Origin of the sequence: Reinekea sp. G2M2-21 (genome assembly GCF_015687175.1) — a bacterium.
Taxonomy (GTDB): Bacteria; Pseudomonadota; Gammaproteobacteria; order Pseudomonadales; family Natronospirillaceae; genus Reinekea.
The window spans coordinates 116558-133442 of record NZ_JADPQG010000006.1 but is presented as its reverse complement, the minus strand read 5'-3'; the positions used below and the strand labels follow the sequence as shown (position 1 = coordinate 133442).

Genomic DNA, 16885 nt, shown 5'->3' with positions numbered 1-16885 from the left:
TTTGGATATTATGCGCGCTCAACAAGTAAGGATAGAAAATGAAGAATATTTTAGGATTGGTGTTATTCCTCAGTGTGTTTGTATCGGGTTGTGCTACTTTCCCTTCTCCAGAAGAAAGCAGTGGTGGACTCCTCGCATTGCCTTTGGAAGTGAATTCAGAAGTTCCCGGACAGTTTTCTTTTATCTATACGATGGTTATCGTGGATGAGGATGGGAATGTCGTGGATCATGCCAGAGTAGACCCCAACGTTTACAAGCATTCTTATGTGTTAGGTCCATTACCAAGCGGCACATACACGATAAAGGAGCTGTATTCGCGTCCTGTTAAGACGGGCAATAATCGGTATACCTATAAAGACAATGCGGTAGAAATAGGCATTGATTTCAGTATTAAAGAAGATGTCGTGACTGAACTGGGTTATATATTCACAGTAAATCGTGAGAAAAAGAACAACGGTTTTTCTACCTGGTTTAATTTCTTAGATGAGTTTTCTTCAGGCGATTTGCGAGATCGATATTTGACCGATTTGGGCAAGCGAGTTGATTTGGCGGCTTGGGAACTGGCTCGATAACAGCGCTAATGCCTGTATCAGGTTTGTAAGAGCCAAAGCTTTGGTACAGGCATTCAAAATAACTGGTTGAAAAATAGACGATCTAGAAAAAAGCGAACAGTTGCATCTAATCAGGCCACTTCACTCGTGGCCTTTTTTATTCCTACTGATTGGCTGGCCGATTTAATATCTTCGATTTTCTTTTGTTTCTCATACAAAAACTTCAATACTGCAGAACGGTAATGGTTGTACGTCGGGTCATCCGCGAGTGCAATTCGATTACGGGGTCTGGGCAAGTCAATTTTCAGTATTTCACCTACCGTAGCGGCCGGTCCGTTTGTCATCATGACGATACGGTCAGACAGCAAAACGGCTTCGTCGACATCGTGAGTGATCATAACAACGGTGTTGCCTAGTTGGGCCTGGATCTCCATTAACGAGTCCTGCAAATGCGCGCGGGTGAGGGCATCCAGTGCGCCGAAAGGTTCGTCCATCAACAGTACTTGGGGTTGCATAGACAACGCACGTGCGATCCCGACTCGTTGTTTCATTCCACCAGAAATTTCATCCGGGCGTTTGTGCAGTGCGTGAGACATATGAACAAGTTCCAGATTGTGTTCAATCCATTCTCGCTTTTCTTTCTTTGACATGGTGTTCTTAAATACCTGATTGACCGCCAGTTCAACATTTTCGTAAGCCGTTAACCAGGGCAATAAACTATGGTTCTGAAAAACAACAGCGCGTTCTGGTCCGGGTTCATTGACTTCTTTCCCATCTAATACCGCGCCACCTTCGGTAGCCTGATGCAGTCCTGCGATGATGTTCAGGACAGTTGATTTACCACAACCGGAATGACCGATGAGTGAAATAAATTCGCCCTTGTTGATTTTCAGGTTGACATTGGCCAGCGCACGAAACGCCCCTTTTGGCGTCGGAAACTCAATGCCAATTGCTGACAGTTCCAAATGCAGTTTACTCATGATTTATTGCTCCAGTATTCGTGTTTTTAGAGACGGCGGGTTTTTTAATCGAACTGGCCGTCCGTCTATTGGGTTCTGTCTCTCTTAACGAACCTGTGTTGATTTGTCCCAGTTCACTCTTTGCTGAATAAGTAACATGATGCGATCCAAGCAGTAACCGACAAAACCGATTGTTAGAACTGCGACTATTATGCGCGCCAATGAGTTCGAGCTGCCATTTTGAAATTCGTCCCAGACAAACTTCCCTAGGCCAGGGTTCTGCGCCAACATTTCAGCAGCGATTAATACCATCCAGGCAATACCGATTGACAGGCGAAGCCCGGTGAACATCATCGGAATAGAAGAAGGCAGGACGATTTTGCGAATATGGGTCAGGGTAGATAGTCTCAAAACCTGGCTGACGTTCATTAGATCTTTGTCGATGTTAGCCACACCCACTGCAGTATTGAGTAACGTTGGCCACAATGAGCACAGGCTGACGGTGATGAGTGATGTAATGAAGGATTTTTCGAACAGAGGGTCTTCGCTGACATAGACCGCGCTGACAACCATGGTCACAAGGGGTAACCAAGCCAGTGGTGAAACGGGTTTGAAGACCTGAATAATCGGATTCACAGCTTGATTCAGTCGCTCCGACAAACCGATAAAAATACCGAGCGGTATCGCAATAAGGCTGGCCAGGACAAAGCCAGCGAGAACTGTCACCAGGCTGGTGCCGATCTGGTCTATAAAAGTTGCTTTGCCAGTATAGGAGCGAATTTTTACTTCATAGCTGGGGTCTTGCGCTGCACGCTGGGCGTTACGTTCTTCTTGTCGGATATAAAAAGCCTCTTCCTTTTCGCGTTCCTGAATGTGTTCATCCCAAAGGGTCAGTGTTTGTTCCCATACTTGGGCTGGACCAGGGAACGCTCCAAGTGATGTATCGATCTTGGGCGCCGCAGCGCTCCACATCATTAGAAACAGGCTGATGCCAATCGTTGGTAGCAATAGGGCGAGGAGCATCGATGTGTTGAATTTTGGCATCGATAGGTTCAACGATGACAAAACATGTGATTTGGTTTGTGTGGTCATGGTTCAGACCTCCGTAGCGATCTATTGGCTGAATCAACAGAGCAGCGTTACCGCTGCTCTGCGATAAGCGGGTACTTACAGGGTTTCGTCTTTCAGGCCAATCGGGAATTTTTTCATGTAATCGTTTGGTTTTGTGCCGTCGAATACGATGCCATCAATGAACCCTTTCTGTGGTGGTTTAAAGCCCGTTTCCGTTGCAAAGGCAGGAAACATATCTGCTGTAAACGTGCCGTCTTCAATTAACGCTTCTGCCGCCAGGCGATACAGATCAGGTCGGTAAACATCGGCAGCAACTTGCTTGTACCAATCGTCTGTTTTCGGTTCGGCGATTTGTCCCCAGCGACGCATTTGGGTCAGGTACCAGATAGCGTCGGAGTAATACGGGTAGGTCGCGTTATAACGGAAAAAGACGTTGAAATCCGGTACTTCACGCTTGTCGCCTTTTTCGTATTCGAACGTTCCTGTCATGGAGTTGGCGATAACATCGTAGTCAGCACCGACGTAATTTGGTTGTGCCAGAATTTTAACCGCTTCCGGGCGATTGCCGTTGTCGTTTGCATCCAGCCATTGAGCAGCACGGATTAATGCTTTCACCAATCGGATCGTGGTATTCGGGTACTGCTCAGAAAATTCTTTGGTGATCCCGAAGACTTTTTCTGGGTTGTTCTTCCAGATTTCATAGTCAGTGATCACCGGCACCCCAATGCCCTTGAAAACGGCTTGTTGATTCCAAGGCTCACCAACACAGTAACCGTAAATGGTCCCTGCTTCCAGGGTGGCAGGCATCTGCGGTGGCGGAGTCACGCTTAACAGTACTTCTGCGTTGATCTGACCTGAGGTGTCGCCTTTCTGTGGTGCATAATAGCCGGGGTGTATTCCTCCTGCGGCCAGCCAGTAGCGCAGTTCATAGTTGTGCGTTGATACCGGGAAAACCATGCCCATGTTAAAGGGTTTGCCTTCGCTGGCATAAGCTTCGACGACGGGCTTCAACGCATCGGCTTTGATAGGGTGAACGGGTTTGCCATCTTCCTGGTATTCCAGATAAGGTTTCATATCTTCCCAGACGGAGTTGGATACGGTTATGCCGTTACCGTTTAAGTCCATTGAGAATGGCGTAATGATGTGAGCTTTGGTGCCGTAGCCAATCGTCGCCGCCAGTGGTTGACCGGCAAGCATGTGCGCACCATCCAGTTCACCGGTGATGACGCCATCGAGCAAAACTTTCCAATTTGCCTGCGCTTCTAATGTCACATACAGGCCTTCATCCTCAAAAAAACCTTTTTCGTATGCAATCGCCAGCGGGGCCATATCGGTCAATTTAATGAAGCCAAACTTCAGTTCTTCCTTTTCCGGCCAACCGAGTTCTGCGCTGGCAAAGGTTGCGATACAACTGGCAACCGTAATGGTCACCAAAGTCTTAAGTGTTTTTGCTTTCTTGCTGAATGTCAGGGGCATGTGACTCTCCGTTGTTCCACTTTTATTTAGGCAAAAAAAAGCGCATCCCTTTTCAGGAATGCGCCGTTGCGAATGGGGTGCAAATTAATTTATTGCCACAATATCATGGCAGTGGGCCATCTTTGGCCTCAGTTGGTTGTCTACCTTTGGACAGGTATCTTGTCTTGTATATAGCGATGATTGTGCCAGTTTTCTTAAAGTGCTGATTTAGACGGGGTTCACAAAGGTTTTGTCGGTTTGAATGTCTTAAGGATGATTTTTTATGCACTCAGACAGTGCGATAAATACCTCAAAAGAGGTATTTGGCTTTAAATTGATTCATTTTAAATAATGCTCATAAGTCGAGCCGGACGGCATGCAAGTACGTCGGTTAGAGCAATCGATTGATCCACAAACAAAGCGCGACGATGATCGCAAATAAAAAGGCACTGATCGTTTGCCAGACTTGGACAGGATGTGTTTCGATTAAAGGCGAGGACATATTGGAGCTCACTTCTGTGTTGGGGTGTTTCAAGTCAAACACAAATTCGGAGAGCGATGCGTAACGTAAATCGGGATTGATATTGAGTGCTTTTTTCAGACTGGTGTCTAACCAGATCGGCACCATTGGATTGTGGAGTGCTGAGCTTTGATAGATGAGCTTTCGGAAGTCTGGTAAAGTCGCCGCTTTCTCGTATGCCGCGCCAAAGGGGAGTTTCCCCGTCAGCATTTCATACAGGACAACGGCCAGTGAAAACTGATCGCTCTTTTCGGATCGAGGACCTCCATAACGGTATTCTGGCGCCGAATATTCAGCAGTACCAAGAGCAACTTCGCGCGCAAAAGGCGCTTGTATTTCATCGATACCCGCAACCAAGCAAGATCCGAAGTCGATGAGTACGGCCCCGGTGGCAGAAATAATTATGTTCGCCGGTTTCAAATCCTGATGCAGAGTTTCTTTTCGATGCAATGCCCGCAGGGCTTTGACCAGTTGTTCTGTTATGTCTATCGCATCAGTAATGTCTAACCTGCCCCGTTGTTTGATTACCGCTTCGAGCGTAGGCCCTGGAATATATCGCGTTAAGTAGTACAAAAAATTGCGCTGCATCGGCGCGATTGTTTTCACGATGTTTGGGCTACTGACACGGCTGCCGATCCACTCCTCCATTACAAAGCGTTCAATATAGGCCGGGTCATCCAGATAATTTCTTGAGGGGGTTTTCATGACGCAAAGTTGGTGTTGCGAGTCTTCAACCAGGTACAGTTGGCTGCGTTCTGAATCCTGCAGCAGACGGATAACCCGTAAGCCATCGATGACCATGTCCGTGTTCAGATCCGGTGGGAAAGGTAACTCACGCAGCGCTTTGTAGGCATCTGGAGCGCTCACGTCTTGCAGCGTATGGATGTGGACGACTTGACTACTCAGGTTATCGGTTGAGCCTTTTTGCAGCGCGAGTCGATGCAGCTCATTCGGAATGCTTTCAAGGTTCTCATTGGCGGTTACCTCTTCAATTTCCCGGGTGCTTAGCACATCATGTATGCCATCGGTTGTTAGCAGAAACCGATCATTCTGTTGGACCTCTTCGACTCTATAGTCAATATCCAGTGACAGATCGGCCCCCAGTGCGCGAGAAAGGTAATACTGATTACCCGAAAGATGCCGAGCATGATCATTTGTCAGTTGCTCTAACTGGTTGTTCCTTAAACGGTAGATGCGCGTGTCACCCACATGAAATATGTGCGCACTGTTGGATTTAATGATGAGCACGGACAGTGTTGTTAAATAGCCGCGCCCCTGAATGTGGCTTTGACTTTGACCATATAGCCAATGGTTTAAAGACTGCAACACTTTCAACGCTGATTTCTTAACGCTCCACGTATCGGGGGTCGAAAAATAATCGGTCAGAAAACCGGTGACACTGGCTTGGCTGGCTTCTTGTGCTGCTTCTGCCGCTGAAACCCCATCGGCAATTACCAAGGCGATGCCTTTTACGGTTTGCGTCGAACCCTGTGGAATCCGAGCACCGATGGCATCCTGATTTTCGTTTTTTTGGCCCGCTTCTGAGCGTTGATAGATATCGACCAGAGTTGCGTTTTTAAGATGGTTTAATGTCATAGTTCTTCACAGAAACAACAAAAGTGGGTTGCCCCACCTTTGCGTCATTAACAGGCCTAAGGTCGATTGGTTTTTTTACGATACTTCAATCAACTGGACATTGCCATGTTCGTCAATCTCTGATGTATGACCCGCCGGTTCCACCATAAACTGCACCATAATAAATACTGCGACCGCGCAACCCGCAATAATAGTAAAAAACACCGGCGTGCTGACAAAGGTAAAGGCCGTTAAAAAGGTCACGGCTCCGACATTGCCATACGCGCCAGTCATGCCTGCGATCTGACCGGTCATTCGTCGTTTGATCAACGGTACAATTGCGAATACCGCACCTTCTCCGGCCTGAACAAAGAAGGAACAGCACATAACAGCCACAACGGCTAACCAGATGGGCCATTCGCCTGTGACCCGCGCCAGAACCAAGTAACCAATACCCAAACCGATGATCAGGATGGAAAGCGATAGTCGGCGTCCGAACTTGTCAGAGAACCAACCACCGGACGGGCGTGCAACCAGGTTCATGAACGCAAAGGCAGCGCCCAACATGCCTGCTTTGGCGAGTGACAATCCGGAAAAAGTTTCCAGAAAAAAAGCAGGCAGCATGGAAACCACGGCCAGCTCGGAACCAAAGGTGACAAAGTAGGCCCAGTTCAGGATGGCGACCTGCTTGAATTCATATTTGTCATGATCTGGTACACCTTGCTTGAGCATGTCTGCGTTCACTTTATAGATTTGTGAAAACTGATAGACAAATAACACCACCAACAGACCATAGAGTGAGTATGTCGCGGTTGCAGACAGTAAACCGACACCTGTGGGTGATAACTTCCAAGCCAGGACGGCGAGAATGATGTACATCGGAATGTTCATGCCGACGTAAAACCAGAAGTCTCTTTTTGTGGACACTTCCAGTCCGCCGCTTTTTTTCGGTTTGAAATAGGTAGAACCTTTTGGGGTATTACGTGCGCGCCAGTAAAAAAAGAAACCGTAAACAATGGCCATAATCCCAGTTGAGGCGATAGCAAACCGCCAGCCAAATTCGCCGTTAAACACAACGATGGCCAGTGTCGGTAGTACGAAGGCTGCGGCCGCCGAACCGAAGTTACCCCAACCACCATAGATGCCCTCGGCTAAGCCCACTTGTCGCGCTGGAAACCATTCACCGACTAATCGAATGCCGATAACGAAGCCAGCGCCGACAAAACCAAGCAGAAAACGAAACAGTGCCAGTTGTTCAAATGTTTGGGCACTGGCAAATGCAATGCAGATAAAACCGGAGCTGATCAACAGGCCACTGTAGATGATTCGCGGTCCATATTTGTCAACCAGCATGCCGATGATGATGCGGGCAGGAATAGTCAGTGCCACATTCAGCGTGAGCAATGCCTTCCATTGATCTTGCGACATGTTAAACGTTTCCATGATCAGCGGCTTTAATGGGGCGTGACTGAACCAGACAACAAATGAAAGAAAAAAAGCAAACCAAGTAAGGTGAAGGGTCCGGATTCTCGGTTGGCTGAAGTCGACCAAGTTAAGCCGTTGCTGAGACATGTCATCAATCCTGTTGCGTTTAAGTCTTTTCCAACAAAAAAGGCGCATTCCAGTGCCGGAATACGCCTTTGTAAGTTGAATATGAATGGGTTGTGTTGTTTGAATCGATCCTGAAGAGACATGTTCGATTCAAGTGCATTTCTATAGCGAGAGTTGTGCCAATCGTGTGCGTACGAAAATAAAGGCTCGATTTCTGTGCGTCGGCAGCCGATTCATCATCTATCGCAATATTAAGTTGTGATTAATGCTGAGTATTTATGCACGACCTTGGCGCAAAATTCCCGGGCCGTGCACAAGTTTGGTTTGAAACGCCAACTTTGGCTGCTACCAGAAGGCTGAACTAAGCGGTAGGTTCCAGCGAATGGGCAATCATGTCCAGCTCTTTACGGCTTTCCCGTAGCTGCTCCATCAATGGCACTACATCGGTCGGGTTTAAGTTCAGATGTTCATAAACCGTTTTATCAAAGCGATGGTTCATTTTCGGCAGCAGGCCGTATTCCTGCAACAGATGATTGGCGAGATAAATCAGATGTGCCTGGTCACTGTTAACTCCCAGATACTGCGGGTCGCTCTGATATCGAATGCCCATCGTGACCTCACCCGGCATATTCCAGCTGTGCATGAGATTGGAGGCTATTTGATCTCGGGTAATACCAAGTACGTGCTTTTCAATGTGTTGATGTTCAATGTGGCGATTGAGGCTGATCATTTCATTGGTGGTTTCAAAGTGCGGTTTGAACGCGTGTGCGAGTATCAGGTATCCGAAGTTATGCAACAGGCCAGATAAATAGCTTAAGCCGAAACCGGGGCGAAATTCTCGGGGAATGGCACTCACCAGCGCACCCACACAAGCAGCCACATAAACTGCCTGGGTCCAGTAACTCGCATTGCCATTATCCTGTTCTTCGGGTAACTCCAGCGTTTTACCGAGCGATAAGCCCAGAGCAAGGTTCATCACCAAGTCGTAGCCCAACACCCGGACTATAGCGTCCTGAACCGATTTGATCGAGCCCGGCGCAGAGTAGTAGGACGAGCTTGCCCAACTGACAACCTGTGCCGCCAAACTTGGGTCTCGTTCAACGATTTGACTCAGCTTGTCGATGTTCGCATCAGGGTCAACCCGCAAACGAATGATCGCCTGAGCCGTGTCCGGTAGGGGCGGTACTTCCAGCGTTTCTTCTAAACGTTGTTTAATGCGCAACGCCGTAAACTTGGTGACGGCGCTGTTGATTTCATCTCGATCGTGATCGAACAGACTGAGCTCGTATTCGATATCTGTGTAAGGTAGCGACGTGGCAATGTTCATAACGCGGGTGTCGTCTTTGCGTTTCATGGCGCTGGCGTCTTTCAGCGCCATCAGGAAGTCACTGTTTCCGGTATGCACGAAAATCCGGGTGGTGTTAAATAAGTTTTCGTCGATGATGGTATCAGCCTGGATAAAATCATCAAAAGCGGGCAGCGTTTGTACGCCGACTTTGTTTTTCAGGCGATTAATCTCCTCAACAGTCAGCGGTTTGAGGTCACGACCGGTGATCGCGCGAATTTTATCGATATGAACAATGGCATTGGACGATACGAAAACCTGAACCAGCCCTTGGTCATCGCTGAGCAGACACACTTCCGCTCGCTCAAGCGAGGCTTTATTCGGCCCGAGGGCATGGGAAATTGTTTTCTGCGCTAAATGCTGGCGCACAACGATAGGGATATTCGCTTCAGTATGACTTACCACGGTAACGTTCCTGTGCAATGTAAAGGAGCCTACTCGGCTCTGCTGTTTGATCAGTATAGTCGCAGTCCGTAAAAGTGTTGCGAATTCGACCATCGGACGATAATTTTTGGCGACCAGCGCACAATCTGAGCTTTTTGCGTATCAGACTTGCGCGAATCGGTCGGCCTGGCTGAGCCAGCGTTCAATAATGGGTTGCGCGTGAGAGGGGTACTCAGTGGTCAGGCGCTGGGCCAGTTCCGGTATCAATGCCAGTAAATGTTGGTCGCGCTCCATATCGGCAACACGAAAACCGATGGCGCCCGTTTGCCGCGTGCCGAGCACTTCACCAGGTCCGCGCAGTTTTAAATCTTCTTCGGCAATCACAAAGCCGTCGTTGGTGCTGCGCATCACTTCCAATCGCTGTTTGCCTTGTTCTGACAGCGGCGTGCCGAACATCAACAAACAATAGCTTTCTGTTGTTCCCCGACCAACTCGCCCTCGCAACTGATGTAATTGGGCCAGGCCGAGTCTTTCCGGATTTTCAATAATCATGACACTGGCATTGGGCACATCAACGCCGACTTCGATGACGGTGGTGGCCACCAGTATATCCAGCTCATGCGCTTTAAAGGATTGCATTAGTCGTGATTTATCGGCCGGTTTCAGTTTGCCATGCAGCAGTCCGATGCGTCGGTGCGGCAACGCCTCAGCCAATCGGTTGGCAGTGGCTTCCGCCGCTTCAGCTTGGAGTTCTTCCGACTCTTCAATCAGTGTGCACACCCAATAGATTTGTTTGCCGTCTTCACAAGCGGCATCCACGCGGCGGATGACCGCATCGCGCCGGTCCTGGCTGATGACGGTCGTGACCACCGGGGTTCGCCCCGGCGGCAGTTCATCGATAATGGAAATATCCATGTCGGCAAAGGCTGTCATCGCCAGCGTCCGCGGAATTGGCGTGGCGGTCATAGTCAACTGATGAGGTGTACCATTATTGGCTTTTTCTTTGAGCGCCAGTCGTTGCTGGACGCCAAACCGGTGTTGTTCATCAATGATCACCAAACCGAGGTTGGCGTAGTCCACGCCTTTTTGAAATAACGCATGCGTGCCGATCAATAAGGCTGTTTTACCGGTGTCGAGTCGGTCGAGAATGCCATCGCGCTCTTTTTTACTGGTTTTTCCTAATAATAAGTCAACGCAAATGTTGAGCGGCTCGCACCATGCCTGCATGTTCAGGAAATGTTGTTCGGCTAGCAATTCAGTCGGTGCCATCAAAGCTACTTGCAGACCGGATTCGATGGCTTGCAGCGCGGCCATCAGAGCAACCAGCGTTTTTCCCGCGCCTACATCGCCCTGTACCAGCCGCAACATGGGTAATGGTTTGGCCAAATCGGCGCTGATTTCCTGGCAGACCCGTTGCTGGGCGCCAGTCAGTGAAAACGGCAGTTGTGTCAACAATGCCGGGGCCAGTTTTCTGGACGGCGGTACCGGGTGTGCTCCAGTGGCTTGAACCGCTTGCCTTAATGCCTGCAGACTGAGGTGATGTGCCAGTAACTCTTCTAGCGCGAGTCGTTGTTGCGCGGGGTGATCCCCTTCCAACAGGGCCACCGTGTCGTCGCTGCTGGCAGGGTGATGCAATGTACGCAAGGCTTCAGATAACGACGGCATTGCCCACGGAGTTAACCATTGCGGTGGCACCCACTCCGACAAGCCACCTTGGCGATTCAAAATCTCGATGGCCTGTTCAATCAGGTTGCGCAGGCGAATTTGGGCGATGCCGTCGGTGGTTGGATACAAGGGGGTTAAGCGGTTGTCCAGAGGTGGGAAATCACCTTCTTCTTTAACCTGATATTCCGGATGCACCATCTCCAGCCCAGTGGGGCCCATACGGACCTCGCCGTAGCAACGGATGCGGTAACCGGTTTTTAAATGGTTTTGTTGAGCTTTAGAAAAGTGAAACAGGCGTATGGTCAGCAGTCCGGTGCCATCCTGCAGTCGACACAACAATGAACGGCGTTTACCAAAGGTGACTTGAGCGGCGCGGATTTCAGCTTCAATAACCACAGCCATACCCAGGCGCAGGCTGCCGATTGGCATAATGCGTGTTCTGTCCTGATATTTATAGGGCAGGTGAAACAGGAGATCGCCAATACTGTTGAGCCCTATATTGGCGAGTTTTTCGGCCAGTTTCGGACCTGCCCCTTTTAGTTTGGCAACACCATCGGACAGAGTCAGTGCGTTTTGCATATTCGGATGGCCGCTTCGATGGCATCAATTGCACTTGGGCGTGGGAAGCTGGCCCGCCAAGCCAGGGCCACTTTGCGGGTCGGGCTTTTGCCCTTGAAGGGACGAACCTGCACCAGATCGTCCTTGTATAGATGCGACCCCGTGGCTGAGCGTGGCAGGATGGTTATCCCCAGGTTGGATGCCACCATGTGGCGCAGCGTCTCCAATGACGTGCCATCGGCCATGGTTTGTATTTGCCCCACAGGATCCCTCGTCGCCTGGGCTATGCCGGGGCAAGCGGTCAATATCTGATCGCGAAAGCAATGGCCGTCACCAAGCAATAGCAACGGTTCACCCACCAGTTCGTTGGCATCAATGGCTTCTCTCTGGGCCAAGGGATGTGCCGCAGGCAACAGAATATCAAAGGGTTCGTCGTATAGGGGCTTGGTCAGAACATCGGTCTCGACAAAAGGCAGTGCGAGAATGGCGACATCAATCTTGCCTTCCCGCAGGCGTTGTCGGAGCACTCCGGTGAAGTTTTCATCGATAAACAGCGGCATATTGGGCGTGTTCACCCGTAATTGCGGAATAATGTGCGGCAGTAAGTACGGACCAATGGTGAATATAACGCCGAGTCGCAGCGGCGACGTCAGTTGATCTTTACCGGACAGCGCGATGTCTTCAATCTTGAGGCTCTCCTCAATGACCCGATTCGCCTGCGTGACAATTTTCTCTCCAATGGGCGTTACTGTGACGCCCTGTTTATTGCGTTCAAAAATCGCGACGTTCAGGCGGTCTTCCAGCTTTTTAATCGCCACACTCAACGTGGGTTGGGAAACCCGACAGCGGTCTGCGGCTTTGCCGAAATGCCGTTCCTGGGCGAGGGCGATGATGTATTTGAGTTCGGTGAGGGTCATGCAGGGCGTGTCCGTTTGTTTAGGTGGAAACTATCGAAAAGTTGAAGTTGATACAAGGGGTTAATATGATGCAGGCCTCAATTTGGAATGGAAACCCACCGTGGCGAAAAAACTTCTGTGTGCCGGCGTCGGCAAACTCAACTCCCGTGTCGCGGCTAATTGGTTGCTGCAAAGCGGATCTGTTATTGGCTTACGGCGTAGCCAAGTGGACGAGACATTGCCGTTTGAACAAAGAATGGTCGATTTGGCCTGCGAGCCATGGCCCGATGTTGGGGCGGATGTGATCGTGGTCGCTCTGTCGGCGGCTGAGCGGACTCCAGAAGCCTATCATCAGGCGTATGTGGCACCTATTCAGCAACTGGCTCAATCCCTTTCTACCTGGCAACGTTTGCCCGAAAAGTTAATCGCCGTCAGTTCAACGCGAGTCTATGGTTCAGAAAATGGCGAGTTGATTACGGATGATCTGGATGCGCAAACCGATGATGAATTTGGCCGGATACTGTTGGCCATGGAAGCGGAAGTGACCGCGTTACCAGTACCGGCGAGCGTTGTCCGACTGAGTGGTATCTATGGCCCCGGTCGAGATTGGTTGAAACGTTCGGCGCTCCAAGCTACCGAGGAAAGTGTGACGCAAAACAAATGGACGAATCGGATTCATATCGATGACGCCGCCGCTGCCATTGTCTTCTTATTGCATCAGCGTGCGTTGGCCGATCATTACATCGTGAGTGACTTACAACCGGTGAGTCTGCTGGACATGTATGATTTTTTCCGCAAACGGGAAGACGTTGCACCGTTGGCCATCAGCCTGCCCGTGTCCGCCGGTAAACGTTTGCTGCCAACCCGGTTGCAAGGGTTAGGTTTTACCTGGCAATACCCGAACGCATTTAGCGGCGGCTATGATTGACGCCGATTCAACGCTGGCTTTTTTTGTATAACCAATCCTGGTAACTGCTCAGCGCCATGGCTTCCCCCATGGCGTAGCTCTTCAGGCCTTCGGGCACTCCCTGATTTTTTAGATTGACTTCATACGCTCGCCAGAACAGGTGGCGGATATTCCAACGCGGTTGCGCCGACAAATGTTCGGCATAGCAAGCCATGGTGCTGGTTAACAGCGCTGGCAGTTGTTGTCTTACCTTATCTGGTTCGCGGATACTCATCCACCATTCGAGCCAGGCTGAGAATTGCCAGATGGGATCGGGTGACAGCCACAGTGACCAATAAGCCAGGATATCGGCATCGTATTCGCGCGCGTAGCCCGCCCAATGACTGTATTCGTGGGTCATGACAAAGGGTTTTGCGGCATCAAACAGGTCGCGATTAACCGTTGGTTCACCAGTAAAGGGGATATAAACGCCGGCGGTGCTTAAGCGTGTATACACCGGTGACCAAGCCGAGGCGGTGACCGAACGAGACGGTGCCGAAGGTAAGTTGGCCAACGCTGACGCTGACAGGGCGAAAGCTGCCGGACGATCTGGATGAAAGCTGGCGTCAACGGAAGTGCAAGGGTCGAATTCTGCGGGCAGGCGATCCACAACCCGCTTGGTTTCGGTGATGGCAAATTGCCAATGGCCATCACCCAGTTGAGTGGTAAAACCTTGTGCTTGCAGCTGGTGATAAAGCGGTTCTCGGTGGTAGTTCATGCCCCAAAGCAACATCAGCAACAGATATCCGGTACTGAACCAGAGCGCGGTTTCCGCCAGCGCGGTTAACCAGCGGCGAACCAGATTCTTGCGCCACAACCACCACACTCGCAGGATAAACAGTGCCGGGATCAGCAGCCAAAGCACATCCGCTAAGGCGACATTGTGTAACGATGGTAATCGGAGTAATAACGATTGAATGGCCGGGTAGGCGTGTTCAACGTAAACGACATCGGAAAAGCCCTGCCAGGCTTCCGGCCACTGAGTCAGTACGACCCCAAGAATGATAAAGGTGAGCGTGAGCCCGATTCGCCAGCGCATGATTAAAGTCTCCTCTTCTGCGCATCATAAACAGACGAATCGGTCGTGGCTACCGAATGACCCGATAACAGGGAATGTATTTGCTGCCCGGTAATTTCATGCGTTCCTGAGTAACGAATGAATTCAGCAGTTCATCAAACGGCTCCATGATATCTGGATCACCGTGGATTTCGTACGGGCCGTATTTTTCAATGGCCAGCAACCCCTGTTCTTTGACATTGCCGGTGACGATGCCGCTGAATGCCCGACGCAGGTTCGCCGCCAGTTCATGTATCGGCGCCTCTTTATGCAGGTTCAGTTTTGCCATGTTTTCGTGGGTTGGGTCAAAGGGTTCCTGATAAATCGGGTCAATCGTTAATCGCCAATTGAAGTGAAACGCATCGTTGGTTTTCTTGCGGTATTCGGTGACTTCCATCATGCCCTTGGTCATTTCCCGGGCAGCCCCGGCGTAATCATCGACAATAATTTTATATTTCTGCTGCGCTTCGTAGCCTAGTGTTTTCGCAATAAAATCGTTTAATTGTTTGAAGTAATCTTCCGATGATTTAGGTCCGGTTAACACCAACGGAAAGGGAATGTCTTTGTTGTCCGGATGCAGCAGGATACCCAACAGATACAACAATTCTTCGGCGGTGCCGGCACCACCGGGAAAAATGATAATCCCGTGACCAAGGCGGACGAACGCTTCCAGCCTTTTTTCAATGTCGGGCAAAATGGCCAGTTCATTTACGATCGGATTCGGCGCTTCCGCAGCAATAATGCCGGGCTCCGTCAGACCGATGTATCGGGCGTTCAGAATGCGTTGCTTGGCGTGAGAAATAGTGGCGCCTTTCATCGGGCCTTTCATCGCACCGGGTCCGCAGCCCGTGCAAATATCCAGTCCGCGTATGCCCAATTCATGGCCAACGTTTTTGGTGTATTTGTATTCTTCTTTACCAATGGCATGACCACCCCAGCACACGACGATGCGTGGCGCTTCACCAGGATACATCATTTTGGCATTGCGCAGAAAATGAAAAACGTAATCGGTAATGTCGGAGCTGCTGTTCAGCTCCGTTGCAAAGTTTTCACGCTCACTTTCGGCATAAACAATATCTCGCAGCGCAGCAAATACCATTTCACGGGTTGAGGTAATCATTTCGCCATCGACAAAAGCATCGGCAGGGGCGTTAAATAAATTCAGGCGAATACCACGGTCCTGTTGAATGATGTCAATTTTAAAATCTGGGTAAGCTTCGAGAATGGTTTTGGCGTTGTCGCTGTCTGAACCGGTATTTAATATGGCCAGAACACAACGTCGGAAAAGCTCATAAAGGCCGTTTTCTCCAGCTTGCTTCAGTTTGGCGACTTCGACTTGCGATAGAACTTCTAATGAGCCAATCGGCGTGATAGACGCATCGATGGTGTTATGTCTCGTCATTGCGATCTTCTTATCTGTTTTTTTATTTAGTTAGTATAGTTTAAAAGCTGTTTGAGCAGCGATTTCATTTGCTCAGGGTCTTTCACGGTAATGTGATCATCGCTTTGCTGATGTTGTTGTTGCGCTAACCAGCGACTGATCCAAAAACGGGTGGCCGCCTGTACCTGCAGTCCACTGATGGCACGGTATTCTTTGCGGTTCAGCTGACGTACCGCGTTATAGGCTTCGATAAACGCCTCGCCGAGATGCGGATCATATTGGTTTTGTAAGACACACCAGTCGTTCAGGGTGATGGCGATATCCAGCGCGTAGCTGTCCAGTCCGGCAAAGTACCAATCGATGATGCCTGAGATGTGCCCTTGATCAAACAGTGCGTTGTCGTGAAACAGATCTGCATGAATAATACCGGAAGGTAAATCCGTCGGTAGCTGTTCAACAACGGCCACTGCTTCTCGCAGAATCGTTTGGTCGTGTGCGGGAAGTTGCGGGAGCAAAGTGTGTGCTTCCCGTAAAACCCAGCGAGCATCATGAGAATGCGCACGTGACTGAGTAAATTGTTGGGTCGACAGATGAACCTGTGCCAGTGCTCGGGCAATGTCGAGCGCATAGTCACGGCACACTTCAACATGCTGCCCACGTAAACGTTCAATTAACACTGCGGGTTTGTTTTTTACGGTTTGCAGTAAGTTCCCCTGCTTATTGCGGAACGGTTGTGGCACCTTGCAATGGTCGTTATGCAGATGCTCACCCAACTCCAGAAAGAAGGGCAGTTCGGACACGTCGTGTTTTTCAAAAAGGGTCAGTACCAGAGCATGTTCATCGGTGTTGACAAAATAATTGGTGTTTTCGACCCCAGCGCTGATGCCCTGATGTGAACGGTATTGGCCTAGGTCATAGTCAGCGAGCAGGGTTATGATGTCCTGGTCGCTGAGTTGGGTGTAAACAGACAT

At 49.9% G+C, this 16885-nt stretch carries 13 protein-coding genes; 2 read left to right on the top strand and 11 right to left on the bottom strand.

The window, feature by feature from the left end; translation table 11 throughout:
* Positions 1–38: 38 nt before the first annotated feature.
* Complete coding sequence (locus IYN85_RS19585) at positions 39–572, top strand: hypothetical protein (RefSeq protein ID WP_196160642.1); 534 nt, start codon at positions 39–41, stop codon at positions 570–572.
* 110 nt (positions 573–682) lie between these two features.
* On the opposite strand, the gene IYN85_RS19580 is transcribed toward IYN85_RS19585, so the two are convergent.
* The 8 genes from IYN85_RS19580 to IYN85_RS19545 form a co-directional block, all read right to left on the bottom strand.
* Positions 683–1531 carry an ABC transporter ATP-binding protein gene (locus IYN85_RS19580; RefSeq protein ID WP_196160641.1) on the bottom strand — a complete coding sequence of 283 codons (849 nt, stop codon included), beginning with the start codon at positions 1529–1531 and terminating at the stop codon, positions 683–685.
* An 84-nt stretch (positions 1532–1615) separates the two neighbouring features.
* Entirely contained in the window at positions 1616–2602 is a 987-nt protein-coding gene (locus IYN85_RS19575; RefSeq protein ID WP_196160640.1) for an ABC transporter permease, read from the bottom strand.
* A gap of 75 nt (positions 2603–2677) precedes the next feature.
* Positions 2678–4057, bottom strand: a complete 1380-nt coding sequence (locus tag IYN85_RS19570; protein WP_196160639.1) for a CmpA/NrtA family ABC transporter substrate-binding protein — start codon at positions 4055–4057, stop codon at positions 2678–2680.
* 370 nt (positions 4058–4427) lie between these two features.
* On the bottom strand, positions 4428–6152 hold the full coding sequence (locus IYN85_RS19565; protein ID WP_196160638.1) for a bifunctional protein-serine/threonine kinase/phosphatase: 1725 nt from the start codon (positions 6150–6152) through the stop codon (positions 4428–4430).
* A 75-nt stretch (positions 6153–6227) separates the two neighbouring features.
* On the bottom strand, positions 6228–7703 hold the full coding sequence (locus tag IYN85_RS19560) for a NarK family nitrate/nitrite MFS transporter (RefSeq protein WP_196160637.1): 1476 nt from the start codon (positions 7701–7703) through the stop codon (positions 6228–6230).
* Positions 7704–8043: 340 nt separating this feature from the next.
* Positions 8044–9432, bottom strand: a complete 1389-nt coding sequence (locus IYN85_RS19555; RefSeq protein ID WP_196160636.1) for an HDOD domain-containing protein — start codon at positions 9430–9432, stop codon at positions 8044–8046.
* Positions 9433–9573: 141 nt separating this feature from the next.
* On the bottom strand, positions 9574–11655 hold the full coding sequence (gene recG, locus IYN85_RS19550; protein ID WP_196160635.1) for an ATP-dependent DNA helicase RecG: 2082 nt from the start codon (positions 11653–11655) through the stop codon (positions 9574–9576).
* The gene (locus IYN85_RS19545) at positions 11640–12551 is read right to left on the bottom strand and encodes a hydrogen peroxide-inducible genes activator (protein WP_196160634.1); all 912 of its coding nucleotides are present in this window, start codon (positions 12549–12551) and stop codon (positions 11640–11642) included. Before IYN85_RS19545 ends, recG begins: the two co-directional genes overlap by 16 nt.
* Positions 12552–12651: 100 nt before the next feature.
* Between IYN85_RS19545 and IYN85_RS19540 the strand changes: the two genes are divergently transcribed.
* Positions 12652–13458 carry a hypothetical protein gene (locus IYN85_RS19540; RefSeq protein WP_196160633.1) on the top strand — a complete coding sequence of 269 codons (807 nt, stop codon included), beginning with the start codon at positions 12652–12654 and terminating at the stop codon, positions 13456–13458.
* A gap of 7 nt (positions 13459–13465) precedes the next feature.
* Here the strand turns inward: IYN85_RS19540 and IYN85_RS19535 are convergent, their stop codons facing one another.
* The 3 genes from IYN85_RS19535 to IYN85_RS19525 are packed head-to-tail and all read right to left on the bottom strand — an operon-like array spanning position 13466 to position 16885.
* On the bottom strand, positions 13466–14515 hold the full coding sequence (locus IYN85_RS19535) for a DUF3810 family protein (protein WP_196160632.1): 1050 nt from the start codon (positions 14513–14515) through the stop codon (positions 13466–13468).
* A 49-nt stretch (positions 14516–14564) separates the two neighbouring features.
* Positions 14565–15935, bottom strand: coding sequence for a nucleotide 5'-monophosphate nucleosidase PpnN (gene ppnN, locus IYN85_RS19530; protein WP_196160631.1), 1371 nt, complete (start codon positions 15933–15935; stop codon positions 14565–14567).
* A 26-nt stretch (positions 15936–15961) separates the two neighbouring features.
* Positions 15962–16885 (bottom strand): homoserine kinase, encoded by a 924-nt coding sequence (locus IYN85_RS19525; protein WP_196160630.1) that lies wholly within the window; start codon positions 16883–16885, stop codon positions 15962–15964.

What these genes read in the sequence shown, in the direction of transcription:
- IYN85_RS19585 (WP_196160642.1), top strand. Translation starts at nt 39, where the DNA reads ATGAAGAATATTTTAGGATTGGTGTTATTCCTCAGTGTGTTTGTATCG.
- IYN85_RS19580 (WP_196160641.1), bottom strand. Translation starts at nt 1,531, where the DNA reads ATGAGTAAACTGCATTTGGAACTGTCAGCAATTGGCATTGAGTTTCCG.
- IYN85_RS19575 (WP_196160640.1), bottom strand. Translation starts at nt 2,602, where the DNA reads ATGACCACACAAACCAAATCACATGTTTTGTCATCGTTGAACCTATCG.
- IYN85_RS19570 (WP_196160639.1), bottom strand. Translation starts at nt 4,057, where the DNA reads ATGCCCCTGACATTCAGCAAGAAAGCAAAAACACTTAAGACTTTGGTG.
- IYN85_RS19565 (WP_196160638.1), bottom strand. Translation starts at nt 6,152, where the DNA reads ATGACATTAAACCATCTTAAAAACGCAACTCTGGTCGATATCTATCAA.
- IYN85_RS19560 (WP_196160637.1), bottom strand. Translation starts at nt 7,703, where the DNA reads ATGTCTCAGCAACGGCTTAACTTGGTCGACTTCAGCCAACCGAGAATC.
- recG (WP_196160635.1), bottom strand. Translation starts at nt 11,655, where the DNA reads ATGCAAAACGCACTGACTCTGTCCGATGGTGTTGCCAAACTAAAAGGG.
- IYN85_RS19545 (WP_196160634.1), bottom strand. Translation starts at nt 12,551, where the DNA reads ATGACCCTCACCGAACTCAAATACATCATCGCCCTCGCCCAGGAACGG.
- IYN85_RS19535 (WP_196160632.1), bottom strand. Translation starts at nt 14,515, where the DNA reads ATGCGCTGGCGAATCGGGCTCACGCTCACCTTTATCATTCTTGGGGTC.
- ppnN (WP_196160631.1), bottom strand. Translation starts at nt 15,935, where the DNA reads ATGACGAGACATAACACCATCGATGCGTCTATCACGCCGATTGGCTCA.
- IYN85_RS19525 (WP_196160630.1), bottom strand. Translation starts at nt 16,885, where the DNA reads ATGTCTGTTTACACCCAACTCAGCGACCAGGACATCATAACCCTGCTC.